The sequence below is a fragment of the Williamsia soli genome (genome assembly GCF_017377795.1).
GTDB classification, from domain to species: domain Bacteria; phylum Actinomycetota; class Actinomycetes; order Mycobacteriales; family Mycobacteriaceae; genus Williamsia; species Williamsia soli.
This window is the reverse complement of record NZ_JAFRDR010000001.1, coordinates 539427-564046: the sequence shown is the minus strand read 5'-3', so window position 1 is coordinate 564046 and position 24620 is coordinate 539427. Positions and strand designations below refer to the sequence as shown.

Below are 24620 nucleotides of genomic sequence, written 5' to 3'. Positions count from 1 at the left end.
GACTCAGCTCGTCGTAGTCGTGGTCGTCGCATCAGTAGTTGTCGGCGTAACCGGCGATGTTGTGGTTGAAGAGGTGGTGGTCGTCGGTGGCGTGGTCGTCGTGACCGGCGGCGGCGCCTGGGTGACCGTCACCGGCGGCGGCACCTGGGTGATCGTCCTGGTCGGCGGCGGAGGTGGTGGCGGCGCGACAGTGGTCGTGGTGGTCGTCGTCGGGGGCGCCACTGTCGGCGAGGAGATGCGCGATTGGCCCGTCGACGTGGACACCGCGGTGCTGGTGCTCGAACTCGCAGATATCCCGGACACCGGATTCTCGTCCACCGCCGTCTCGGGGGTGCTGTTACCGCCGGTCATCACCACTGCGACGATCACACCGATCGCGAGCAGGAGAGCAGCGCCGGCGGCCGCGGAGAGCAGCACCCAACGACTGTTGTCGCGGCTGCCCCCTGCTGCGGCAGCCGCGACCAGCGCGGCACCGTGTGCCGAGGTGTACTGAGGATCCTCGGCGATCTGGACCGGCAGTTGTAGTGCGTACTCCAAAGATGGTGCGACACCGGGTATCTGAGCCCCGGGTCCGATCACGAGCAGACCGAACAACCCGCCGGTGGGGTTTCCGATCACGCCGATGGCGTCGGCGAGCGTTTGCGCACCATCCGGTTCGGTCACCGCCAGACGGTCACCCAGGGGAGACACGGCGCTGGCCCCGACGACAGTCCGAGTGGCGGTGTCGACGAGTGCCACGGACTGTCCGGGGAAGAGCGCGCCGCTGGTGTCGAGCGCCGCCACCGCGACCACGCCGCGCGACTCGAACTGCGGGGAGCCGTACGGCCCGGCAGCGATCTCGGCGAAGGCGACCGGAGTGCCGACCACGGTTGTCCGCGGAAACCAGCTCGGCTTTCGCGCGGGCGTGGGCTCCGTCGGGTCGGGCGGCGCCAGGAAATCCGGTACCACCCCGGCCGCGATGATGTCGGCGATGGCAAGCTGCATACCGCTGTCCGAGCACGCGATGGTGATCGCCGCGGGCTCGATGGGAGCCGACTCGATCAGCTGGTAAATGGCATCGAAAGCCACGTCCGGACCGGTGCCGGGCAGCTCGACGAAGTTGCGGGCGAGAATGTCACCGGTACCGGATTCGGCCACGACCGAAGCGATCTCCACGTCTGTGACGGAGATCCCGAGTACCTGACTCATACCCGCGTATCGCCCGGCACTGGTCGCTCGTTACCGATTCGGACGATCGCGGCGGGGCTTCCACACCACGAGAGCGCTGGTACGGGGCATCGGCACGAGGTCGCCCGGCCGTCCGCCGCGGGAGTTGGCGAGTTCTGCCTCGAGTTCACGAACCCGGCTCTGCAGTGCGTCCACCTGATTCGTCAGCTCGATCACCCGCTTGATCCCCGCGAGGTTCACGCCTTCGTCCTGAGAGAGCCGCTGCACCTCGCGCAACAATTCGACGTCGCGCGAGGAGTAGCGGCGGCCTCCTCCTGCCGCACGCTGCGGGGTGACCAGACCGAGCCGGTCGTAGGTCCGCAGCGTCTGTGCATGCATCCCGGCGAGTTCCGCGGCGACCGAGATCACGAACATCCTGGCCGTCTGCTCGGCCGATTCCCGGCCATCGCGCGGTGAGGTCATGACTTGCCCCAATTCGCTCGTGGGTCGAAGCCGCTCGCTTTCTCTGCGGCTGCGTACTTGCTGAGCGCCTCGACTGCGGCGTCGTCGAGCTTCGATGGCACAGCCACCTTCACCGTGACGAGCAGGTCGCCCGCTCCGCCGGCCCGTTTGGCGACACCGCGTCCGCGTACCCGCAGGGTGCGGCCGTCGACGGTGTTCGCCGGGATCTTCAACCCGACAGACCCGTCCAGGGTCGGCACGGACACCGTGGTGCCCAGAACGAGTTCGGCGAAGCTCACCGGCAGCGTGACCTTGACGTCGTCGCCGCTGCGCGTGAACGTGCGGTCGGGTGAGACGTGCACGACCACATAGAGATCGCCGGAGGGTGCTCCGCGTAGCCCGGCCTCACCCTGACCTGCGAGCCGGATCCGGCCGCCGTCAGAGACGCCCGGTGGGATCCGGACCGTGATCGGGCGGGTGCGCACGGTGGCGCCGTCGCCGTCACAAACCGGGCACGGATCGTCGATCTTCGAGCCCGTGCCACGGCAATCCGAGCACGGTTCGCTGAAACCGAACGCGCCCTGGTTCCGGCTGACCACGCCGGCGCCGTTGCAGGTCGGGCAGACCCGCGGGCTGGTACCGGGTTTGGCACCGCTGCCGTGGCAGTTGGTGCAGGGCGCGGAACTGGTGACGGTGATTGTCTTCGAGGTCCCCAGCGCGGCCTCTTTGAAGCTCAGCGTCGTTTCGGTCTCGAGGTCATTTCCGCGCCTGTTGCGGGTGGTGGTGTTGCCCCGAGGAGCCGATCCCCGGTTGAACAGACCGCCGAAGAGGTCACTGAAGTTACCGCCCGCGCCGGCGCCGCCGGCGGTGGCACTGTCGCCGAACAGGTCGTTGATGTTGAATTCCTGGCCGCCTGCGGTGGTGCCGTAACCACCTGGGAAGCCTGCGCCGCCTCCGCGGCCCCGGGCGCCTGCGAACATGCGCCGGGTGTCGTCGTACTCTTTGCGTTTCGCCGGATCGGCCAGCACGCTATGCGCCTCGGAAACCAGCTTGAAGCGCTCTTCGGCGGCGGGGTCGTTGGGGTTGGCATCGGGATGTAGTTCCCGCGCCAGCTTGCGGTAGGCCTTCTTGATCTCGTCGGCGGACGCATCGGGTGCAACGCCCAGCGCTTTGTAGAAGTCCTGTTCGAGCCATTCACGTTGTGGAGCCACCAGGCGTCACCTCCTTCTCTTTGTCATTCTCGTCCATATATGTGTTCGTGGGTGGAGAGATCCCGGCCCAGGCGCGGTGCGCCTGGGCCGAGGAGCTCATTCCTGGGTGGCCGCGGCCGGGGTGTCCGGTCCGTCCACGACGACCACCATGGCGGTGCGTAGGACGCGGTCACCGAGTCGGAAACCCTGTCGGTACACGGTCCCGATCACCGGACGCGATCCCTCACCTTCGTGCTGCACGGCTTCGTGGAGTGCCGGGTCGAACGGGTCTCCCTCGGCTCCGAAGGACGCAAGGCCCGCGCTGCTGAGGGTTTCCGTGATCTTATCGGCCACCGCACGCAACGGGCCCGCTTCCAGGTCACCATGCGCGCGGGCCCGGTCGAGGTCGTCCAGCACCGGCAACAGCGACCTGATCAGATCGCCCTTGCCGTACTGCTGTGCCGAGACCTTGTCCCGCTCGGCGCGACGCCGGTAGTTGGCGTACTCGGCGTGCACTCGTTGCAGGTCCGCGATCAGCTCGGTCTCCCGATCCGAACCGGACGCGTCCGATACGGCCTCGTCGAGGGCAGCGTCCACGGTGTCTTCCGAATCCGGCTGTGCGAAGACGTCTTCCGTTTCCGGTACGTCCGCAGCTTCCGTGTCTGTCTCCGTGACCGGTTCGGATCCCGGACCGGTCACTTCTTGTCCTCGGCGTTGTCGTCTGCACCTTCGTCGACGACCTCTGCGTCGACGACGTCGTCGGCTCCACCGGGCGTCGCTGCGCCCTCTTCAGCACCGGCGTTGGCGTAGATCGCCTGGCCGAGCTCCTGCGACTCGGTGGTCAACTTCTCGACCGCCGACTTCACCGCACCGAGATCGGTGCCCTTGAGCGCTTCGCGAACACCTTCGATGGAACCCTCGACCTTGGTCTTGAGTTCGGCGGGAACCTTGTCGTCGGAGTCCTTGAGGAACTTCTCGGTCTGGTTCACCAGCGACTCCGCCTGGTTGCGGGTCTCGGCCTCTTCACGACGCTGACGATCTTCGTCGGCGTGTGCTTCGGCATCCTTGATCATGCGGTCGATCTCGTCCTTCGACAGGCCCGAGCCGTCCTGGATCCGGATGGTGTTCTCCTTGCCGGTGCCCTTGTCCTTCGCGGTGACGTGCACGATGCCGTTGGCATCGATGTCGAAGGTCACCTCGATCTGCGGGACGCCCTGCGGTGCGGGAGCGATCCCGGCCAGCTCGAACGATCCGAGCAGCTTGTTGTGCGAAGCGATCTCACGCTCGCCCTGATAGACCTGGATCTGCACCGACGGCTGGTTGTCCTCTGCCGTCGTGTAGGTCTCGGACCGCTTGGTCGGGATCGTGGTGTTGCGCTCGATCAGCTTGTGCATCACGCCGCCCTTGGTCTCGATGCCGAGGGACAGCGGGGTGACGTCGAGGAGCAGAACGTCCTTGACCTCGCCACGGAGAACACCGGCCTGCAGGGCGGCACCGACGGCCACGACCTCGTCCGGGTTCACACCCTTGTTGGGGTCCTGTCCACCGGTCAGTTCCTTGACCAGTTCGCTCACTGCGGGCATGCGGGTCGAGCCACCGACCAGCACGACATGGTCGATGTCACCGACGGAGATGCCGGCGTCCTTGACCACGGCCTGGAACGGGGCGCGAGTGCGCTCGAGCAGATCGTTGGTGATCTTCTGGAACTCACTGCGGGTGAGCTGCTCATCGAGGAAGAGCGGGTTCTTGTCCGCGTCGACCGTGATGTACGGCAGGTTGATCGAGGTGCTCTGTCCCGAGGACAATTCGATCTTCGCCTTCTCGGCAGCCTCACGCAGACGCTGCAGAGCCATCTTGTCCTTGGTCAGATCGATGCCGTTCTGAGCCTTGAACTTCTCGACGAGCCAGTCGACCACGCGCTGATCCCAGTCGTCGCCACCGAGGTGGTTGTCGCCGGAGGTCGCGCGGACCTCGACGACGCCGTCGCCGATCTCGAGCAGGGACACGTCGAACGTGCCGCCGCCGAGGTCGAAGACCAGGATGGTCTGTTCCTTCTCGCCTTTGTCCAGGCCGTATGCCAGTGCGGCAGCGGTCGGCTCGTTGACGATGCGGAGCACGTTGAGGCCGGCGATCTGACCGGCTTCCTTGGTCGCCTGACGCTGGGCGTCGTTGAAGTAGGCCGGCACGGTGATGACCGCGTCCACGACCTCGTCACCGAGGTAGCTCTCCGCGTCCCGCTTGAGCTTCATCAGCGTACGAGCGCTGATCTCCTGCGGGGTGTAGTTCTTGTCGTCGATCGACTGGTTCCACTCTTCGCCCATGTGGCGCTTGACGGAACGGATGGTGCGATCGACGTTGGTGACTGCCTGGTTCTTGGCCGGCTGTCCGACCAGAACCTCGCCGTTGCGGGCGAAAGCAACCACCGACGGGGTGGTGCGGGCGCCCTCGGCGTTGGCGATGACGGTGGGTTCTCCACCTTCGAGCACTGCGACCACCGAGTTGGTGGTGCCCAGGTCGATTCCAACAGCACGAGCCATTTGTTGCCTCCTATAAGCAGTGCCGCCGCTACGGGCGGGGGCACGGTGTGTTCACGTTTGTGGTTTCTGTCTGAGACCTCAGCGCGATCGACTCAACTTCTACCGACCGACGGTACCTTCCGTCAAACCGGCTTGAGTCTTGGCCGCTCAGGTCTCTCGAGAGGTGTAACGGGCCCCGGTCGCAAAGTGTTCCCGATTCCTCAAAAAACTTGAGTGCAGTCCACTCAAGTCGAGATTGGACGCTCCCCCACCCCCGGAAATGGGCCCTTCTGGCGAACGGAAGCCCAGGTCGGCATCGCCAAAACAGCACATCATCGGGGGTGCCGGGGGCTCCCCGGCGTAACATCGCGCTATGACCGAACCCGGACGGCCACCCCCGCCCCCGCGTCCGGGCCGGCCGGAGATCCGGATCGTCCCACTGCGTGAGCCCGTCGCCGATGAGCGACCCCGCGTCGTCGACACCGCGGTGATCGTGTGGCTGGTCGCGCTCGCGGCTCTGGCGATCGCCGCCATCTGGCAGGCGTTCAATCACGTCGCCGTCCGCGCCGCGATCAGCGACTCACTCGCCGCCGACCACCCCGCGACCAAGCGCAGCGACATCGACGACACCGTCACCATCATCATGGTCGGCAACGGCGCCGCAGCGCTGGTGATCCTCGCCGTCGCGGTGGTCGGGATCATCCGGGTCCGCGACCGAATCAGTTCGGGTCGCACGATGCTCACGGTGGTGGGTGCGCTGGCGGTGGCCGTCGGCATCCAGTTCTGGCTGGTGGCCGAGCCTGCCAGGGACGCCGTCGGACCGGTGATCTCGATTCTTCCCCTGGTGACGGCCGGCGCCGCGCTCATCGGGACCGCGTTGCTCTATGCGCCCGGCGTCGGCACGTGGCTCAAAGCCGCACCGCCGCGACGCTGATCCAGGGACCGGCTTATTCCTGATCGATCGTCGTCGTGATCAGGGTCGTCGACGGGGCCTTCGGGGTGGAGCCGAACCCGAACCGGACGGGCGGATCCACCGGTGTCAGGACGCCGAGATCCTTCCCCTGCCACGTCACCGTCGCCCTTGTGATGCGCCGCTGACCGCGGGCGCCGTAATACTCACGCCTGCCACCACCGGCTGTTCCCCGGGTCCGGACCCCGCGGAGGAAGACGCGGGCGATGGGATCGCTGATCGCACAGAACCACGGCGCGGTGACCACCGCTCTCGGCATGATCGACAGCAGTCGGCCGAGCAGAGTGGGGGATCCGACCTCGAAGGCCACCTTCAACTCCCCTGCCACCACATGGGTCCAGGTTCCCTCGGAGCGGTAGGTCACCTCAGCGATGACGGTCCGGTCGAAGGTGTAGGTGGCCGTGACGAATTCGCGAACATCCTCGCTCGGCGCGATCAACAGCCGCTCGCCGTCCGCGAACTCGACCATCGCGTCGGCGAACTCACCGAGGTGCGAGCGCGGCCAATGACCGATGACGATCCGGGTGCCGCTCGTGGTCCCGATGCCGGAGATGTCGCCGTCGAAGCGCAACCTGCTCATGTACCGAGTTCCGCGAGAATGCCTTCGGCACTGCGAGCGGCGACGGTGCAGGCCACCGAGGTCTGCCGGTCGAACAACGGATGCGCCGCCCTGGTGCGCCAGCGTCGAACTTCGTCCATTGCGGCGGTGCGGTGCAAGTCGAGCGGATCGTCGGGGGCGATCCCGAGCCGGGCCCACGGCTGGGTTCCCTGTCCACCGATGATCCGCTGCAGATCATCGCGTTCGGCGGGCGGCAATGCGGTTTCCTCAGCTCGCAGCCTGCCGAGCAACCGGAGTTCGGCGAACCCGTGGGTGTCGGCGAGCAGGTGTGCGGTGGCGCGTCGCAACGCAGCGGTGTCCGCCGAATCGTAGTGGGACAGAATCCGATCGAGTGCGATCAGCGCTGTGTGCGATTTCAACTGATCGGCCCGCTGCCCGAACTGGACGTCGATGATCTGGCGCAGCTCGGTCAGGCCACTGCGATCGACCAGTTCCGTTGCGAGCGTGGGCGAATCGGAAGTACCCAGCCTGATCAGGGTGACGGCCAGCCGTATCCCGTACATACCGAACCGATCGAGGATTTCGGCGCGCAGCTGCGGCTCCACCGGCAGCGCCGTCTCGGCCCGTACAAATCTGTCTGCCGACAACATCGCGAGTTGCAGGTCTTCCGGCGGCACGGCCGCGAGCGCCTCGAAGGCGACGAACTCCACCTGGCGCAACGTTCGCGCACCCAAGGCCAGCAGCCCGGCGACCGGTACCACCGCCTGGCACAGACCGGTGCGCTCGAGCTCGGTGGCGAACCGCGCCGCCACCTGCTTCGCGGACATCATCGCGTCCATCCGCCCGGCACCGATCTCATCGGCCCGCGACACCACCCCGATCACCCCGAGAGGTCCGGAGTCCCCGCCGATCGAATCCCCGAGCCGGCCGAGGAACGAGGTGTCCGTGTTGGTCAGCGTCCGCAGGAGGTAGACCACCGCGTCCGCCCCGGACTCCGCGTCGTCCGGGGTGAGCATGTCGACAGTCAGAGCGGAGACGTCCCGCGAGAGCGACGCAGTGCCGGGGGTGTCGATGATCGTGGTCGTCCGCAGGGCCCGGGCCGGCCATTCGACGTCGAGGCGGTCCACTCGTTCGGCGGTCAGCTCCCCGAAGTCGAAGGTGAGGTGCCCGTCGCGGCGCAACACCGGGATGCCCGCAGACCGGTCGCCGTCGTAGTGGGCGGTGACCTTCGGATTGATCCCCCGCCGGTACCAGGTCACCACGCGGGTGCACTCGGTCGCGTCCGTCGGCGCGATGTCCTGGCCGACCATCGCGTTGAGCAACGTCGACTTCCCGGCCTTGAGCGACCCCGCGATGGCGATCCGCAGGGGCTCCTCGAGCCGATGGGAACACTCGGCGAGCCGCTCGGCAGCCCAGCGATCACCCGCGCACACCGATTCGGTGGCATTGATCAATTCCCGGGCACGATCGAGAGTGCTCGGGGTCACGACTGCTCTCCCTGCGAGACCGCGGGGTCGAGTTGCAAGGCCAGTTTCCGCAGCGCCGCAACCGCTTTGATCTCTCCTTCGAGCTGCGCGGTCCGCTGTCGCTGCTCAGACGTGGCCAGTGCCGCACCTTCCTGCGCGGCCTGCAGCGAGTCGCTGATCGATCGCGCGGACTGCTCTGCGATCTCGGTGAAGTGATCGCGCAGCGCGCGGTGGACGTGGCGCAGCCGATCCTTGGATTCCTTGCCCACCTGGAAGCTGACGTCGTCGGTGTACTTGCGGATCGCGGCCTTGGCCTTCTGCCGCCGATCGACCGTCCGGGCTTCCTTGTCGTCCTTGTATGCCTTGGTACCCAGCAACAGTCCGGCGCCGACCGAGATCGGGTTGATCAGGGCCAGGCCGGCGAAGGTGCCGATGAGCCCGAACATCAGGACTCCACCGTAGGAGCCCCTCATCCCGATCAGCACCTTCTGGGTGATCCCGACGCGCCCTGATTCGAGTTCGGACAGTTCGGTCACGGTGTCGAAGACGCCGTCGATGTCGGTGATGTCGAGTGAGGGCAGATGCGCTTCGGCAGAGTCGGCGAAGTGCTCGGCGATCCGTTCCGAGAGCCAGATCGCGCGATCGTGTGCCCAGACGAAGTTGTCGCCGACCACCACCGCTATCTGGTCTTCGAGCCATTCACCGAGTTGCGCCCAGTCCTTACCGGGGTCGCCTTGGTCGACGGCTTCCTCGGCTTCCCTGGTGACGGCCCGGAGTCGGTCGCGAAGGTCGTGGTCGATATCGGCGGCGAGATCGGTGATGCCGTCGGAGAGCGTCTGCTGCCACAGGGCCGTCCGCTTCTTCATCTCGTCGGCCGTCGCCTTGGCCCGCTGCAGTTCGGCGACCGCCGCGGCCGCCTTCTCCGGATCGCGCAACGCCGCGAGCTCGCTACCCAACGTCAGGGCGAGGTGCTCGGAGACAGACCGTAGATCGAGTGCCACGGAAGCTTTCGTCGACTCGGCCGCTCTGGCGACCACCCGATCGCGCAAGAACTGGTAGACCTCGACGAACCCGGCCTCGGCGTTGAGCGAATCGTCCTTGAGCCGCAGGGCATGTGAGCGCAGCAGCGACGACACCGGCAGCAGCGGAACGTCGACGCCTTCACGGCGCAGGTGCGCCTGATCGGCGTCGACGATGGCCCGCCAATGTGGATACAGGTCGGTCTTGGTGATCAGGCACGCCACGGTCGGGCACAAACCGACAACCTGTTTGAGAAACGCCACCTCGGGCTCGGTGAACTCCTGACTGGCGTCCGAGACGACGAAAACCGCATCTGCTGCGGGGAGGAGGCCGAGAGTGCTTGCCGCATGCGGATTCCCATGCCCTCCGACGCCGGGCGTGTCGACGAGGACGAGACCGTCCGCGAGCAGCGGACTCGGCACGTTCACCTCGAGCCGCAACACGGTCGACCCACCCGCCAGCGGATGGTCCGGGGTGATCGCGTTGACCTGATCGAGCGGCACCGTCACCCGCTCCGGCTCGGAGCCGGGGCGGTCGAGCACCAGTTGCGCCGACGCCTCGGCGGCATGCGCGGCCAAGGTCGGGACGGCCGTCGTCTCATCGTCGCCCACCGAACAGACGTCGATGCCGAGCAGCGAGTTCACGAACTGGCTCTTACCTTGCTTGAGTGGTCCGACGACGACGATGCGCAGCCGGGGGTCGGTGACCCTGGTCCGGGCGCCGTCCAGACGCGCCACGAGATCCTGCCTACCCGACCGGGACGCGATCTCACCCATCCGACCGAGAAGCTCCCCGAGCTCGCCCGTGGTCTCGGGCACTGTGGCCACTTCGCTTTTCATCCGGCATCCGACCTGTTCGTCAACGAGAGCAACCCGATGTGGCCACACCCGCCGGGTTCGGGGCACACGCCAATCGGTCCCGCTCACAGTATCTCGATGAGGCACCGTGATCGGGACCGATGGCGCGGAAGTCTCTCGACAACTACACCCCTCGTGTCTGTGCTCGAAGCACTAGTCGTCGATACCGTCGTCGACCGTCGAGGTCGCGCCGGCGTCGGTGTCGCCACCGACTCCCGCTCCGCCGAGCAGACCACCGGTGAGGTTGCCGGTCAGGCCACCTGCGTCGAGCCCTGTGTCGGTGCCGCCTCCGGCGCCGAAGGTGTTGTCGGCATCGATGTCCGACCAGGTGCTCCCGCCGACCACACCGGTGGTGGTCTCGGTCAGCGATCCCGTCAGGCCCCCAGCAGTGTCCGCAGCGATGTCTGCAGTGCCGCTGAGAGGTGCTGTCGGGTCGGCCAGTCCGCCGGTGACGTCAGCGGTCGGGGCGAGATCATCCAGGGCGCCCTGCAATTCGGTCGTGGCGCCGCCACCGAGGCCCGTATCCAGACCACCCGAGCCGAGACCACCCAGGTCCAGGCCGCCGCCCGCGGTGCCGGCGAGTCCTCCGGTGACCGAACCGACGATGCCGGTGTCGAGGCCCGCCGTGGTGTCCAGTGCGGTGTCGAGGACGCCACCTGCGACGACGTCGCCCCCGGCGATCACACCACCGCCGGTGGAGATCGCTGCGCCGAGACCTGTTTCGAGTCCGCCTGCGACCGCTCCTGCTGCTGCGAGGCCGCCGCCCACTCCGCCGTCGACCGCGGTGTTCAGGCCGGTTGCCAGTGCCCCGGCGGCGCCGAGTGTGCCCGCCAGTCCACCGTCGACCACAGTGCCGGCGCCTCCGGCGAGCGCGCCGGCCGCGAGGAGCGAGGTGTCGAGGCCGGTCTCGAGTTCGGTTTCGAGGAGTCCGGTGACGTCAGCTGCGACCACACCGCCCGCAGCGAGCGCAGCGCCGAGCTGCGTGCCGAGCCCTGCGGCCAGGCCACCGTCGAGCGCGAGCGTGCTCTCGAGGACGACGCCGAGGCCGGTCCCGAGATCGACGCCCCCGTCGAGGACGCCGAGGAGCTGCGTGCCGAGTTCACCGGAGAGGACGCCACCCAGGGTCGTTCCCACGGTGGCGCCGAGGGTTGCTGCCACGTCGCCGCCTGCGGAGAGGATGCCGGCGAGGTCCAGATCGGTATCCAGGACCCCGCCGACACCTAGGGCGCCGACCAGGTCGGTGGCCAGGCCCAGCCCGAGTTCCGGGTTCAGCAACCCGGAAAGATCAGTTGCGGCAGCAAGTCCGGTGGTCGCTGCGAGAACTGCGCTCAGCGACGCGCCGAGATCTGCGGCGAGGTCGCCGCCTGCCGCGAGAGTGGTGGCCAGCGCGGCGGCGAGTTGAGCACTGAGCCCGCCGGCCAGCAGTCCGGCGACGTCGACGTCGAGCAGGCCGCCCGCGCCGAGCGCTGTGGCCAGTGCCCCGCCGAATGCAGCGGTGAGGCCTGCGGTGAGATCGGCCGCCCCGGCAAGATCGAGAGCGCCGTCGAACACTGTCGCCAGTGCGAGACCGAGATCCACGCCGCCCTCCAACAGGCCGGTCAGCTGGGCGCCGAGGTCGCCCGTCAGGACGCTGCCGACGACTCCGCCGAGTGCTACACCGAACAGTCCACTCAGGTCGCCACCGGCCGCGAGCGCCCCCGAGAGCACCGTGCCGACCGCGAGACCCAGGTCGCCACCGGCTCCGAGGACGCCATCGATGTCGATCCCGCCGCCTGCGCCGATGATCGCGGTCAGGGCACCGGTCAACCCCGCGGTGACGCCGCCACCGAGCTCGAGGGCGCCGGCGAGCACCGCAGCGATCGTGGCGTCGGCACCCAGTATCGCCTCGAGATCGAGGACGTCGAGATCGAGTGCGCCGCCGAGGAGGGCACCGACTGCGAGACCGAGGTCCGCCCCGATCTCACCGCCGGCCGCCAGTACACCGGCCAAGGTGGTCTGCAACGTGGTGGTCAACCCGCCGACCAGTCCTGCGACGACGTCCGCGTCGAGGACTGCAGCCAGGGCTCCTTCGAGAGCGCCGGTGGCACCGAGGAGGCCGGTGAGGGTTCCACCGAATCCACCTGCGAGATCTGCGCCGACCCCGATCGCGCCGCCCACGACAGCACCGATGGCGGCACCGACGTCGACTCCGGCGATCAGGGCACCGGCGAGGTCACCCACGAGGTCGGCACTCGCGCCGATACCGGCACCGAGCACCGCACCGAAGGTCGCGCCGACCGCAGCTGCGACATCGCCGCCGAGCGCGAGAGCCCCGGAGAGCGCCGCGGAAATCGCGCCGCCGGCAGCGAGTGCTGCATCGAGGTCGAGACCACCGGCCGCGGCGAGCGCCGCGTTGATGGCCGCGGCCAGCTGCCCGGTCAGGCCGGCCGTGACACCCAGTCCGCCGCCGATGATCGCGGCGACCGTGGCGCCGATGTCGAGGACGCCGTCGAGGTCGAGGACGCCGGTCAGGTCGCCACCGAGTTCGAGGGCCGCCTCGATCACGCCGCCGAGTACCGCGCCGAAGCCGGCCGCGAGCTCGCCGCCGACGGTCAGAGCGGCCGACAGGCTCGCGGCGAGGATTGCCGCGAACTGGGCGGTGAAGTCGAGATCACCGAAGTTGATGGCGCCCAGGTCGAGCGAGCCGAGGTCGATGGCACCCAGATCGATGGCACCCAGGTCGATGCCACCGAGGTTGATGCCACCGAGGTTGCCGAACTCGAGGTTGCCGAAGTCGATGCCGCCGAAGACCAGGTCGCCGAAATCGACGTTGCCGAACTCGAGGCCACCCGCCGCGATACCGCCACCGATCGCCCCGATGGTTCCTATGTTGCCGATGTTCACGACGTTGACCACGCCTGCGCCTCCGCCGGCGTTGACGATCTGGGTGAGCCTGGAGCCACCGTCGAAGAGAGCGGAGTCGGCCACCAGCGGAGCGGCAGCGACGATGTCTGCGTGGCTGAGGTCGGGCAAACCGGCCGCGTCGAGTGCGCCCTGCGGATTGAGGCAGTAGGCCGAGGCCGCCTGATCGTCGCGAAGGAGCCCGAGGATGAAATCGAGTACTGCGTTGCTGGCCATGGGATCTCCTGTATCCGGGCAGATCCAGGTATCGGATCCGCGGTGAGTGACTACAACGCTACGAAGTCCGGGCCCCGTGCCCAACGGGTTGATGCCCCAGGCTTTTCGAACCCTCCATAGGGGATCGGGTGCCGGGGCATTAGGGGATCCGGGGCGTACGGGGACCGGGGATCGGTGCATTGCCCCCTTCCTGATGAACCGATTCCCCGAATGGGTAACACCGGCCTCACCTGCAGCGACACAATGGGGGACGGCATCACAGCACGCCGACGCATACGCAACGTTCGCAGAGGGAGTCGTCGACATGGCCACATCGCAGATGGGGACCGCGCTCGGGTTGAAGATCGGAAGCACCACGTGTGTCGCGGCACCGGCGGACGAGGCCGGACCTGTGGGTGACGTCGTGGTCACCGGGCCGTATCTCGACCTCACGCCCGACCAGGAGCCCCGCCTTGCCGACACCGCGGGCGCGCACCGCATCACCGGCTTCGCCGATCGCGTCGGCGATCCGGTGGCGCTCCTCAGCGACGACGGCACGCAGTACACCGGTCAGGACCTCTACGCCGCTGCGATGAGCTCGCTGGCCGCCGAGGCCAACCGCTGGAACGCCGACCAGATCGTGGTGGCCATCCCCAACGATTGGCAGGCGCACGCGATCGAGGCTCTCCGGTCAGCCGCCGACGACCAGGCCCTTCCCCCGGTCACCGTTGTCACCGAAGCTGTCGCGGCCGTCGCCGCCCTCGAGGCCCGGCGCGGACCTGTCGACGGCGTGCAGGTCGTCTACGACCTGGGCGGTTCTGCTCTCGACGTCGCGGTCGTGACCGGTGGACCGGATTCGCGGATCCTCGGACGGCCACTGCGTTCCGAAGAGGTGAGCGGCGCGCAGTTCGACCATCTGGTGCTGGGCCACGTGCTCGCCTCGGTCGGTGCCGCGGACGCGATCGATCCGTTCGATCCCGCCACGATCACCGCTTTGACCGAACTCCGCACCCGTTGCGCAGCTGCCCGCGAGGCTCTGTCCGTCGACACCGAGACAGTCGTCTCCATCGACCTGCCCGGTCTGCGCACCGAGGCCCGCTTGGTGCGTTCCGAACTCGAGGAGTTGCTGCGCGGACCACTGACCTCGTCGATGTCGCTGATCGGCGAAGCCCTTCACCTGGCAGAGACCGACTTGGCCGGGGTCTCGACCATCGTCCTGATCGGTGGCGGTTCGGCAACACCGTTGGTGAGCGAACTGGTGTCGTCGACGTTGCGACTACCGGTGGCCGTCAACGCAGATCCCACCATCACCTCCGCCACCGGCGCTGCGACGATCGCGGCGGCAAATATTGTTGCTGCACAGGCGAATGTTGCACTCGCCGCACCCGCCGCAGCGTCGGCAGAGATGGTCCCGTCGGCGACCCGGGCGATCACCCCCGCCCCGAGAACCCTTGTCGCCGAGCCAAAGACCATGTCGCGCCCCAAACGGATCGCCGTCGTCGTCGGAGTCGCCGCCGCCATCGCCCTCTTGACCGCGGGCGGCCTGTCGGTCGGGACCGCGTTGACCGACAACGACAAGCCGACAGCCGGTTCCTCGGAGTCCACGGCCCCGGCGAAGAGTGTGTCGTCGCCGTCGACCACGGCAGGTGCTACCACCGGAACTGCTGCTCGCAATCCTGACGGCACCCCCGGAACCGCCTCGACTCCCGGCCGCCCCGGTGCCGGGGGCACCTCGGGTGCGCCGGCGAACACCGCGGGAGGCGCACCGCCGGCCGCAGGTCAAACCGGTTCCGCGCCCGTCGAGAACGCACCGGTCGCGGGCGCCCCACCCGCACAGCCCGGCGGTGGTGACACCTCGGGAGGCGGAGACACCTCAGGCGGGGGCACCGGCGGGGACACGTCAGGCGGCGGCCAGGCGCCCGGTGGAGACACCGGCGGTGGTGGGGTCGGCGGGACCCCAGCCGATGTGGGCAACGGCGTCGGTGGCGCGGTCGGTGGTGTCGGTGACGGCGTCGGCGGCGTGGTCGGTGGCGTCGGCGACGGTGTCGGCGGACTGCTCGGCGGCGTCCTCGGGTGACAACGGCAGGCATGCCTGTGTCATCGGTCGATCTCCGCTCCGCGTCGTCTCCGGCCCCGCAGGTGTTGCTGTCGCGACTGCAAGCCGGTAAACCAACGGTCGCCTTCGTGACCGGGGTGTCCGGTAGCGGGAAAACCGAACTGCTCGACGCGTGTCGATCGGTGTTGCAACGAGCCGGGACCCCGGTGTCGCCGACACCCGACGAACAGGCCGGTTCCGCGATCGTCGTCGACGACGCCCACAGCCGCGACCCCGAGACACTGGGTCGCATAGCCCGATTCGCCGAATCCTCGCAAGCGACCGTGATCGTCGCCTCCGAACCGCGCTTCCACGACCCCGCTGTGAAGGAACTGCGCCGCACGATCGGCACGGCCGGTTCCGCTTTCACCCTCGCACCCTTGTCGCGTACGGAAATCGTCGCGCGCGCCGGTGGGACGATCACCCCTGTTGTCGCCGAAGCGATCCGGGTCGAGAGCGGTGGCGTCCGGGCCGCGGTGAATGCCGCCCTGGTTGCCGCCCGATCGGCCGCGGACGGTTCGGGAGAGCCCGAAGTGGCCGCCCGCGAGGCCATCTCCCAGTGGCAACAGCGACGCCTCCGGGAACTGGATCCGACCACCCTGGACGTGCTCACCATCGCCGGCCTCCATCCCGCGCCGGACCCGAACACGGTCGCCGAAACCCTCGGAATCGACCTCGAGAGCGCGTGCAGCGCAGTCGATCGGGCGCGTGGCAGTGGATTTCTCGGTGCCACAGACGCCTTGCTCGCCTCGGCGGCGCCGAGACTTCGGGTGGTGCGAGGCGAGCACGTCGTGGCCTCGATCCACCGGGCCCTGGTGGACGTATTGCTCGCCCACGGTGTGCTGCGCGAAGACACCGCCATCACCGCGGCGCACGCTGGTATCACCACGCCTGCCCTCGCGCAGATGCTCTCGGACGCCGCGGCCCTCGCACCTGCCCCTCGAGCCGTCACGCTGTGGACGGCCGCGCTCGCCGCAGGCACCGACCCCGGCGTCGCCCAACTCCCCCTTGCCGATGCCGCTGTACGTGCCGGAGACCTCGACACCGCAACTGCTCTCGTCGACACGGTCCTCGCCGACGGCTCCCCAGACACACGACGTGACGCCGTGCGTATCGCGACGTCGGTGGCCGCGAGGCGCGGCAGTTACTCCAGATGCGCGGCGCTCTATCGGTGGCTCGGGCCCGCGCAAGCGGGCGCCGACGCCCCGCTAGGTGCCCTGGCCCTGATCGCCACCGGTGACCGGACCGGCGCCGACGAGTTCACTGCCGCAGCGGCCAGCGCACCTCCGACCACCGAGAACTCGAGGGCGCTGCTGCTGTCCACCGGACTGGTGGCCTCGTTGACCACGTCTCGAGCCGCCGCGATCGGCAGCGTGCTGCGGTCCGCGTCCCTGTCCCGCCCGCACGACCGGGCAGAGCCGGAGTCGGCCACCGCGATCGCAGCCCTCCTTGCGCTACACGGCGGTGACCTCGTCGGCGCCCGCTCCGCGCTCACCCGATCCGCCAACGCCGGCACGACCCGCGAAAAGCTGCTGTACGGCTGGACCGTGATGCTCGGCGGCGACCTCGCCGGTGCCGCCGACATCGTCCGATCCTGCGAGCCGAAGGAGTTCCGGGACGACGTGGTGGCTCATGCTCTCACCGTGGCGATCGCCCGACGGCGCGGCGACGCCGGTGGCCTGCGCAGCGCCTGGAAGGATGCTGCACCTGTTGTCGCGGAGATGGAGGTCGACCTCTTCAACCTCCTACCGGTCGGTGAACTCTGGCTCGCCGCAGTGCGATTGGACGAGATCACCCGGCTCACTCATCTCGTCGACGAGGCCGATCGTCTGCTCACCGACCTGGGGTCGCCGCCGGCGTGGGCCACGTCGTGGAGCTGGTACGGCGTGCAGGCTGCGATCCTGTCCGACGATCCGGCCGCCCTGGTTCCCTACGCCCGCATGCTCGGCCAGGCAGCAGGCGATGACGCTTTCGCCGCAGCGCTCGCCGACGCCGGCCGGGCGTGGCTGCGAGTGATGCAGGGGAGCCCCGACGTCGTCGAGGTCGAATCGGCCGCCCGCAGGCTCGAGACCGCCGGATTGTCCTGGGACGCCGCCCGGTTGGCGGGCGAGGCCGCCCTCAGGGTCGGGGACACGCAGTCGGCCACGACACTGCTGCAGGTCGCTCGTCTGGTGTCGGGGCCCTCGGGCTCAGCTGCCCCTGCGCCGGCGGCGGGGCCGACTGATCAGGCCACTGCCAGCCAGCTGTCCGAACGAGAAGCAGAGGTCGCACGGCACCTGCTCCTCGGCCACACCTACCGCGAGATCGGTGCAGCGCTGTACATCTCGGCGAAGACCGTCGAGCATCACGTGGCACGGATCAGGCGGCGCATCGGCGCAGGATCGCGGTCCGAGATGCTTTCCATGCTCCGAGCAGCCGGTTACGGTCCAACGGCTCCTCGCTGACCCGCGAGCCAATCGCTCCCGCACTGGCTGGTGCGTGGCGCACCGGATTGATCCGATGCGCGACACTCCAAACGATGCGCGAGCACTTGTCACTCCACGTCTGAGGCCGTTTCCTCCACTGACGCGTCTGGTTCCGGGGTTTCCTTGTCGGCCAGAGCGTCGGGCGAGGTTTCTGTGGCCGACGGGACAGGCGTCGAGGTCGAGACCGCGGTGTCGGGCTTCTCCGAGACCACCGGTTCCGACTCGGGTGCGGGCTCGGTTTCAGCCGCAGGTGCCGACTCGGCCAGTTCCTCTTCTACGGCAGCATTCGGCTCGGCCGCCCGGTGCTTGCCGACATACTCGTGCTCCGGTTCGGCAGGGACCTCAGACTCATCCGCGACAGCTGTGACATTGGGCTGCGGCGCGGCGACCCTGGCAGAAGCCGTCGTGGACGTCGTGGACGGCGTGGACGGCGGCACGAGGTCGCTCTCGAACGAGATACCACCTGGCCCACCGAACTTGATTCGCAGGATGTCGCGGGCGAAGTTCGGAATGGGCAGCGGGATCAGACCCTGGTTGTCGAGTATCTCGAGTGAGGTCGGGTCAGCGATCGCGAAGACGTATCCCGGTACGCCATTTTCCTGCGAGACGGTGAAGATGAAAAGCAAGCCTGTACAGGATCCGACGTCGGTATGCGACGCCTGGGCGAACAGGGCCATGCAACTGACGTTTTCGATCAACCCACCGAGATCGCCGATTGCCGTGGCAACTCCGCCCAGCGCAACCGCTTTGGCAGTCCCTTCACCGGACACAGCGATCGTCAGACCCAGTGGCAACGACGTCGCCGTCGCCGATCCGCCCGGCTTGAAGGGATTCTGAGGGACCTTGATCGCGACCGCACCGCTCACGAAACCCAAGGCGTTTGCTTCAGCATGTCCCAAGCCGAGCTGGGAGTTCGCTATCGCAACTCCTGGGCCGGAGATTGTGGCGGTCGCTCCCGGATCGAGGAGAAACGGCTGCCTGGCGGCTGCAGTGCTTGTCAGTGGCAGCGAGATACCGAGTTGATCGAGAACGTCGAGTAGCAGAGGCGGGGACGCGCCCTCGCAGTCGACCGATGAGTACTCGGAAGCCTCACCCGCCGCGCATTCGACCATTGGCCAGATACTCACCGCCGACGCCGGCGCCGCCCCGAGCGTCACCGTCGCGCCCAACGCAGCGGTCACCATTGCCGAGGTGGCAACCGCCGCGCGCTGCCGCCGGCGAACCGACTTCGACTTCTTGTGCCTGCCTGCCGATTTCGCCGCTCGCGCCATGCGATATGCCCTCTCTGCTGAAGTGTAAGAGAAGTTACAGCCCTTGCGTCAGCTGTACAGGACAAATGGCACGATTGGTCCGAAGGCCGATCAGAGCGTCGTCAGGATCTGCGGACCGGTTTCGGTGATCGCGACGGTGTGTTCCGAGTGCGCCGCGCGGGCGCCGGAGGCAGTGCGCAGTTCCCAGCCATCCGGGGCGTGGACGTACTCGTCGGTCCCCCCGCGGATCAGCATGGGTTCGATGGCGATCACGAGTCCCGGCTTCAACGTCAGCCCCCGCCCGGCGCGTCCCTCGTTCGGAACGGGCGGCGCCTCGTGCATGGTGCGTCCGATGCCGTGTCCCCCGTGACTTTCGAGCATTCCGTAACCGGCGATCCGGGCCGGACCGGCGATCGCGTGCCCGATGTCGCCCATCGTGGCGCCGGGTTGTGCAGCCTCGATACCCCGCATCAGGGCGGCGTCGGTCGCGGCGATGAGGTCGAGGTCCGCTTGGTCCGCCTCTCCGACGACAAAGCTGATCGCGGCGTCGCCGCACCACCCGTCCAGTCGTGCGCCGCAGTCGATGCTCACCAGATCACCGTCTCTGATCACCCGCTGATCAGGTATCCCGTGCACCACAGCGTCGTTGACGCTGGCGCAGATGACGCCGGCGAACGGTGTCGGCGCCCATTTCGGGTGGTAGTTCAGGAACACCGGCTCAGCGCCGGCACCGGAGATGACCGCGGCAGCGACGTCGTCGAGCTCCTTGAGGGTTGTCCCGATGACGGCTGCACCCTTCACCGCGGCAAGCGCTCGGGCAACAATGTTGCCCGCCTCACGCATCATCTCGATCTCACCGGGAGTCTTGAGGTCGACCACGCCCACACCGTCCTTTGCGCGAATTAAAATACCGGTATTACTATACGGGTCATGGTCCGCGTACCCCTCACCCCCGGCGAAGTCGACCGGGGTCGCCGGCTCGGCGCAGTTCTGCGCGCAGCGCGTGGCGATCGCAGCATGGGTCAGGTGGCGGTTGCCGCCGGCATCTCCGTGGAGACCCTGCGGAAAATCGAGACCGGACGCATCCCGACACCGGCCTTCTTCACCATCGCGGCCTTGGCCGAGGAACTGTCCCTATCGATGGATCAGCTGGCCGTTGCCCTCGCCGAGCCACAGAGATCTGCCTCATAAACGCGTGCGTCGACAGCGGAATCCACAGCTTCGTCTGGAACAATCTCACCGGTGAGCGCGACTGTGACCGACCCCGTCGTCGAGTCCAGCCCTCTCAAGCGCTCCTCGGGTAGCGACTATCGCCTGGACCTCGACGGTTTGCGTGGTATCGCGATCACGCTCGTCGCGGTCTTCCACATCTGGTTCGGAAGGGTTTCTGGTGGTGTCGATGTCTTCCTGACGCTGTCAGGTTATTTCTTCGTGGCGTCGCTGCTCAAACACGTACTCGCGACCAATCCGACCACCGAGAACTGGGCCGAAGCGCTCAACCCCGGGCCGCGCTTGTGGCGACTGGCCCGACGGCTGTTGCCCGCCTTGCTGACCGTGCTGCTGTTCATCGTGGTGATGTGCCTGATCCTGATGCCGCGGACCCGCTGGTCACCGCTGGGCAATGAGGCCATCGCCTCGGCGCTGTACTACCAGAACTGGCATCTCGCTCTGGCCTCGCAGGATTACGCGGCTGCCGATTCCGCCAACAGCCCGATGCAGCATCTCTGGTCGATGTCGGTGCAAGGTCAGTTCTTCGTGGTGACGATGCTGGCCGCCTTTGCGCTCGGCGGGATCCTCAAGATGTTGGCGACGCGATTCGCCGTCTTCCGCAGGCCGCCGGTGATCCGCGGCATCGTCTTCGCGGCGCTGCTCGCCGTTGCCGCGGTGTCCTTCGCCTGGGCGCACCACCGACACGGCATCAATCAGCCCTTCAACTACTACGACACCATCGCCCGCACGTGGGAACCCATCGTCGGCGGTCTGCTCGCGGTGTGGATGCCGCGCGTCCGGATGCCGCAGTGGATGCGCAACCTGCTGGGTCTGATCGCACTGGGGCTGATCATCAGCTGTGGTTGGTGGATCGTCGGCGTGCAGCAGTATCCCTCGACAATGGCGTTGGTGCCCGTCGGCGCAACCCTGCTGCTGATCTGGAGTGGATCACGCCAGACCGCGCCCGGAGATGCCGCAGCGCCCGGCGCTGTGAGTTCGTGGCTCGCACATCCGTCGATCGTCTGGCTGGGCTCCATCGCATACGCGCTGTACCTCTGGCACTGGCCGCTGCTCATCTTCTACCTGACCTGGCAGTACAAGGATCGGGCGAATGTCATCGAGGGCGCCGGCATCATCGCCGTCTCACTGATGCTGGCGTGGGCGACGGCCAAGTACATCGAGTCGCCGCTGCGATCAGGAAAGAGCAAGCCCGCCGCGTCCGCCCAGACACCTAATCGGAACCCGCGCTGGCTCAGCTACGCGACGGTGCTCACCTCCATTCTGGTCGTCTTGACCGCGGTCACCGGCGTCGGGATCTGGCGCTGGAACGACCATGTCAAGAATCTGACCGTCGATACCGAAAACCTCGATCCGCGGCTCTATCCCGGCGCCCGCGCCTTCCTCGACAATGCTCCGGTGCCGCGGGTGGAAGCCGAACCCAGCCCCCAGGTGGTGGACAAGGATTGGCCGATCACGTCGTATGACTCGGTGATCTCCGGCTGGAAGGACGGCTCGATCATCGTCGGGCAGTACGGCGACCCCACCGCGACCCGCACAGTCGCGCTGGTCGGTGGATCGCACGCCGAGTACTGGATCACCGCGCTCGACGCGATCGGCAAGGCCCACGGGTTCAAGGTCACCACGTACCTCAAGGTCGGGTGTCCGTTGACGACAGATCACGTCTTCACTTGGTTCGGCCAGAAGTACTACCAGTGCAACGAGTGGTCCCGCGACGTGATGGCACGCCTCGCCGTCGACAAACCGGATGTGGTCTTCACCAACAGCACTCGCCCGGTCGAGGGTCAGATCACCGGCGATTTCGTGCCCAAGGACTACATCGACGTCTTCAGTGAGTTCCGCGACCGCGGCCAGAAAGTCGTTGCAGTACGCGACAACCCGTGGTCGGTGGGGCAGGAGAGCCCACCCGAGTGCCTGGCCCTGGGGAAGAAACCGTCGGTGTGCGGCGTCGAGAGGTCGCTGGTGATGGCCCCGACCGACCCCGCCCTGGCGATCGCTCCCGACTTCCCGAACATGAGTTTTCTCGACTACACCGACGCCATGTGCGACGCCACCTACTGCCCCGCCGTGGTGGGCAACATCCTGCTGTGGCACGACTTTCACCACCTGACCGCCACCTTCGTCCGCAGCTTGATCCCGGCTCTGACCGTGGACCTGCAGAAGGCGTTGCCCGGCTGGTGGTGATCGCTTCACACGCCGCTCCGGGCACCACCTACCGGACCGACCTCGACGGCCTGCGAGGCCTGGCCATCTCCCTGGTGGTCGTGTTCCACGTCTGGTTCGATCGCGTCTCCGGCGGCGTCGATGTCTTCTTGACGTTGTCCGGATATTTTTTCGTCGCATCACTGTGCAAGCACGTGATCGCGACCAGTCGCCCTGACGCCTCATGGATGTCGGCGATCAATCCGTGTGCCCGCCTGTGGCGCCTTGCTCGACGACTGGTGCCTGCCTTGCTCGTCGTGCTGGCGACCATCGTCGCGTTGACGTTGCTGATACTGCCGCGTGCTCGGTGGGAATCGTTGAGCGGCGAGATGATTGCCTCCGCGCTGTACTACCAGAACTGGCATCTGGCGCTCGAGTCTCAGGACTACGCGGCAGCTGATTCTGCGAACAGTCCCATGCAGCACCTGTGGTCGATGTCGGTGCAGGGTCAATTCTTCGTCGCAACCCTCGTCGCGCTGCTGCTGGTCGGCGGACTTCTGAAAGCGCTCGGCACCAGAGCTACGGCGTTCCGCAATCCGGCGGTGATCCGCGGTGTGCTCGCTGCGGTACTCGGCACCGCCGCGGTGACGTCCTTTGTATGGGCCGTCCACCGCCACGGCGTCGATCAGCCGTTCAACTACTACGACACAGTCGCCCGCGCATGGGAACCGCTGGCCGGCGGGCTGCTCGCACTCTGGATGCCACGGTTCGCGATGGCGCAATGGTTGCGGACCGCGCTGAGCGTGGCGGCGTTGGCCGTCATCGTGACCAGTGGGTGGTGGATCGCCGGAGTGGAACAGTTTCCGTCCGCGATGGCACTGGTGCCGGTCGGCGCCGCCCTGGTGTTGATCTGGGTCGGGTCAACGCGTACGGCGACCTCAGACGTGGGGCCATCCATGGCGAGTTCCTGGCTGGCACACCCGTGGGCGGTCTGGCTCGGCTCGATCGCCTACGCGCTCTATCTCTGGCACTGGCCGCTTCTGATCTTCTATCTCGCCTGGCGTTACCAGCGAGACGTGACCTTCCTCGAAGGCGCGGCCATCATCGCGGTGTCAGTAGTACTCGCATACCTGACAACGCGATTCGTCGAAGTTCCGCTGCGGTCCGGTCGACTGGCCGAACACCGGACGCGCCGGTTCGTGCCGACGTACGCAGCCGTCATGACGTGCCTCCTCCTCGCGACCTCCGTCACCGCGGGCTGGGTCGTCAACGACTGGCGCTCCCAAGGTCAGCAGATCAAGGTCGATGCCGCGGCGCTCGACCCCGAGCTCTACCCCGGCGCCCGGGCGTTCTGGGCGGATGCACCTGTGCCGCTGGTGGATCCGCAGCCCGATCCGCTTGCGGTCAAGGACGACTGGCCGATCTCGTCGCAGCAGGGATACGTGTCGGGTTTCGACGATCCGCTGGTGCGCATCGGTGTCTACGGCACTCCCGGAGCGGCGCGGACCGTCGCCCTTGTCGGCGGATCGCATTCCGAGCATTGGCTGACCGCACTCGACGAGATCGGACGCGACCGCGGCTTCCAGGTCAAGACCTACTTGAAGGCCGGCTGCCCACTGATCACCACCACGATCCTGGCGCCCATCGGCACCCCGTATCCGGAGTGCAACGTGTGGTCGCGGGACGTGATGGACCGCTTGTCCATCGATCGGCCGGACGTCGTCTTCACCACGAGCACCCGACCGACCGAGGGAGACGGGTCCGGCGACCACATCCCCGGCGACTACCTCGAGATCTTCGCCGAGTTCCGCGACCGCGGCCAGCAGGTCATCGCGGTACGCGACACCCCGTGGGCCCTCGGGCCGACGCTCACTCCGCCGGAGTGCCTCGCGGAAGGTCGGTCCGCGTCCGAGTGCGGTGTCGACAGAGAGCACGCACTGTCCCCCGCCGACCCCACAGCGGAGGTGACAGCCGACTTCCCGAACATGACCTTCCTCGACTTCACAGACGCCATGTGCGATGACACAACGTGCCCCGCGATCGTCGGGAACGTGCTGGTGTGGCACGACTTCCACCACCTGACGACCAGCTTCATGCGCACGCTCGTGCCGGCGCTGGAGGAGAGCATGCGAGACACCTTGTCCGAATGGTGGTGACGG

Annotated in this window: 17 protein-coding genes; 6 read left to right on the top strand and 11 right to left on the bottom strand. The window is 67.5% G+C overall.

Going from position 1 to position 24620, the window contains the following annotated elements:
* Positions 1-3: 3 nt before the first annotated feature.
* From J3S28_RS02450 to dnaK, 5 genes are all read right to left on the bottom strand, one after another.
* On the bottom strand, positions 4-1188 hold the full coding sequence (locus J3S28_RS02450; protein WP_207837140.1) for a DUF7159 family protein: 1185 nt from the start codon (positions 1186-1188) through the stop codon (positions 4-6).
* A 30-nt stretch (positions 1189-1218) separates the two neighbouring features.
* Positions 1219-1629: a heat shock protein transcriptional repressor HspR gene (locus tag J3S28_RS02445; RefSeq protein WP_207837139.1), complete on the bottom strand. Its 411-nt coding sequence runs from the start codon at positions 1627-1629 to the stop codon at positions 1219-1221.
* Positions 1626-2819 (bottom strand): molecular chaperone DnaJ, encoded by a 1194-nt coding sequence (gene dnaJ, locus J3S28_RS02440; RefSeq protein ID WP_084893205.1) that lies wholly within the window; start codon positions 2817-2819, stop codon positions 1626-1628. The genes J3S28_RS02445 and dnaJ overlap by 4 nt, the downstream gene beginning before the upstream one ends.
* A gap of 96 nt (positions 2820-2915) precedes the next feature.
* Positions 2916-3497 (bottom strand): nucleotide exchange factor GrpE, encoded by a 582-nt coding sequence (gene grpE / locus J3S28_RS02435; protein ID WP_207837133.1) that lies wholly within the window; start codon positions 3495-3497, stop codon positions 2916-2918.
* Complete coding sequence (gene dnaK, locus J3S28_RS02430; protein WP_207837131.1) at positions 3494-5335, bottom strand: molecular chaperone DnaK; 1842 nt, start codon at positions 5333-5335, stop codon at positions 3494-3496. The genes grpE and dnaK overlap by 4 nt, the downstream gene beginning before the upstream one ends.
* 352 nt (positions 5336-5687) lie before the next feature.
* Here dnaK and J3S28_RS02425 point away from each other — a divergent pair, with 352 nt between their 5' ends.
* Positions 5688-6248 carry a hypothetical protein gene (locus J3S28_RS02425; protein WP_207837129.1) on the top strand — a complete coding sequence of 187 codons (561 nt, stop codon included), beginning with the start codon at positions 5688-5690 and terminating at the stop codon, positions 6246-6248.
* A 13-nt stretch (positions 6249-6261) separates the two neighbouring features.
* On the opposite strand, the gene J3S28_RS02420 is transcribed toward J3S28_RS02425, so the two are convergent.
* The 4 genes from J3S28_RS02420 to J3S28_RS02405 all read right to left on the bottom strand — a co-directional run bounded on the left by J3S28_RS02420 (position 6262) and on the right by J3S28_RS02405 (position 13303).
* Positions 6262-6864: a hypothetical protein gene (locus J3S28_RS02420; protein ID WP_207837126.1), complete on the bottom strand. Its 603-nt coding sequence runs from the start codon at positions 6862-6864 to the stop codon at positions 6262-6264.
* On the bottom strand, positions 6861-8330 hold the full coding sequence (locus J3S28_RS02415) for a dynamin family protein (RefSeq protein ID WP_207837125.1): 1470 nt from the start codon (positions 8328-8330) through the stop codon (positions 6861-6863). Before J3S28_RS02415 ends, J3S28_RS02420 begins: the two co-directional genes overlap by 4 nt.
* Positions 8327-10168 carry a dynamin family protein gene (locus tag J3S28_RS02410; RefSeq protein ID WP_207837122.1) on the bottom strand — a complete coding sequence of 614 codons (1842 nt, stop codon included), beginning with the start codon at positions 10166-10168 and terminating at the stop codon, positions 8327-8329. Before J3S28_RS02410 ends, J3S28_RS02415 begins: the two co-directional genes overlap by 4 nt.
* Positions 10169-10339: 171 nt before the next feature.
* Positions 10340-13303 carry an IniB N-terminal domain-containing protein gene (locus J3S28_RS02405; protein ID WP_207837107.1) on the bottom strand — a complete coding sequence of 988 codons (2964 nt, stop codon included), beginning with the start codon at positions 13301-13303 and terminating at the stop codon, positions 10340-10342.
* Between the two features lie 304 nt (positions 13304-13607).
* Between J3S28_RS02405 and J3S28_RS02400 the strand changes: the two genes are divergently transcribed.
* Together J3S28_RS02400 and J3S28_RS02395 are read left to right on the top strand one after the other, a co-directional pair.
* The gene (locus J3S28_RS02400; RefSeq protein WP_207837105.1) at positions 13608-15359 is read left to right on the top strand and encodes an Hsp70 family protein; all 1752 of its coding nucleotides are present in this window, start codon (positions 13608-13610) and stop codon (positions 15357-15359) included.
* Between the two features lie 11 nt (positions 15360-15370).
* On the top strand, positions 15371-17821 hold the full coding sequence (locus tag J3S28_RS02395; protein WP_207837103.1) for a LuxR C-terminal-related transcriptional regulator: 2451 nt from the start codon (positions 15371-15373) through the stop codon (positions 17819-17821).
* A gap of 89 nt (positions 17822-17910) precedes the next feature.
* Here J3S28_RS02395 and J3S28_RS02390 read toward each other — a convergent pair whose 3' ends face one another.
* A complete protein-coding gene (locus tag J3S28_RS02390; RefSeq protein WP_207837101.1) occupies positions 17911-19113 on the bottom strand; it encodes a hypothetical protein in 1203 nt (400 codons plus the stop codon).
* A gap of 90 nt (positions 19114-19203) precedes the next feature.
* The gene (map, locus tag J3S28_RS02385; RefSeq protein WP_207837098.1) at positions 19204-19971 is read right to left on the bottom strand and encodes a type I methionyl aminopeptidase; all 768 of its coding nucleotides are present in this window, start codon (positions 19969-19971) and stop codon (positions 19204-19206) included.
* A 51-nt stretch (positions 19972-20022) separates the two neighbouring features.
* Between map and J3S28_RS02380 the strand changes: the two genes are divergently transcribed.
* Genes J3S28_RS02380 through J3S28_RS02370 form a run of 3 tightly spaced genes read left to right on the top strand, consistent with a single transcriptional unit; the run spans position 20023 to position 24617 of the window.
* Positions 20023-20283 (top strand): helix-turn-helix domain-containing protein, encoded by a 261-nt coding sequence (locus tag J3S28_RS02380; protein ID WP_207837090.1) that lies wholly within the window; start codon positions 20023-20025, stop codon positions 20281-20283.
* Between the two features lie 51 nt (positions 20284-20334).
* Complete coding sequence (locus J3S28_RS02375) at positions 20335-22503, top strand: acyltransferase family protein (RefSeq protein WP_207837087.1); 2169 nt, start codon at positions 20335-20337, stop codon at positions 22501-22503.
* On the top strand, positions 22497-24617 hold the full coding sequence (locus J3S28_RS02370; protein ID WP_307796772.1) for an acyltransferase family protein: 2121 nt from the start codon (positions 22497-22499) through the stop codon (positions 24615-24617). Before J3S28_RS02375 ends, J3S28_RS02370 begins: the two co-directional genes overlap by 7 nt.
* Positions 24618-24620: the final 3 nt, after the last annotated feature.

What these genes read in the sequence shown, in the direction of transcription:
- J3S28_RS02450 (WP_207837140.1), bottom strand. Translation starts at nt 1,188, where the DNA reads ATGAGTCAGGTACTCGGGATCTCCGTCACAGACGTGGAGATCGCTTCG.
- J3S28_RS02445 (WP_207837139.1), bottom strand. Translation starts at nt 1,629, where the DNA reads ATGACCTCACCGCGCGATGGCCGGGAATCGGCCGAGCAGACGGCCAGG.
- dnaK (WP_207837131.1), bottom strand. Translation starts at nt 5,335, where the DNA reads ATGGCTCGTGCTGTTGGAATCGACCTGGGCACCACCAACTCGGTGGTC.
- J3S28_RS02425 (WP_207837129.1), top strand. Translation starts at nt 5,688, where the DNA reads ATGACCGAACCCGGACGGCCACCCCCGCCCCCGCGTCCGGGCCGGCCG.
- J3S28_RS02420 (WP_207837126.1), bottom strand. Translation starts at nt 6,864, where the DNA reads ATGAGCAGGTTGCGCTTCGACGGCGACATCTCCGGCATCGGGACCACG.
- J3S28_RS02410 (WP_207837122.1), bottom strand. Translation starts at nt 10,168, where the DNA reads ATGAAAAGCGAAGTGGCCACAGTGCCCGAGACCACGGGCGAGCTCGGG.
- J3S28_RS02405 (WP_207837107.1), bottom strand. Translation starts at nt 13,303, where the DNA reads ATGGCCAGCAACGCAGTACTCGATTTCATCCTCGGGCTCCTTCGCGAC.
- J3S28_RS02400 (WP_207837105.1), top strand. Translation starts at nt 13,608, where the DNA reads ATGGCCACATCGCAGATGGGGACCGCGCTCGGGTTGAAGATCGGAAGC.
- J3S28_RS02395 (WP_207837103.1), top strand. Translation starts at nt 15,371, where the DNA reads ATGCCTGTGTCATCGGTCGATCTCCGCTCCGCGTCGTCTCCGGCCCCG.
- J3S28_RS02390 (WP_207837101.1), bottom strand. Translation starts at nt 19,113, where the DNA reads ATGGCGCGAGCGGCGAAATCGGCAGGCAGGCACAAGAAGTCGAAGTCG.
- J3S28_RS02380 (WP_207837090.1), top strand. Translation starts at nt 20,023, where the DNA reads ATGGTCCGCGTACCCCTCACCCCCGGCGAAGTCGACCGGGGTCGCCGG.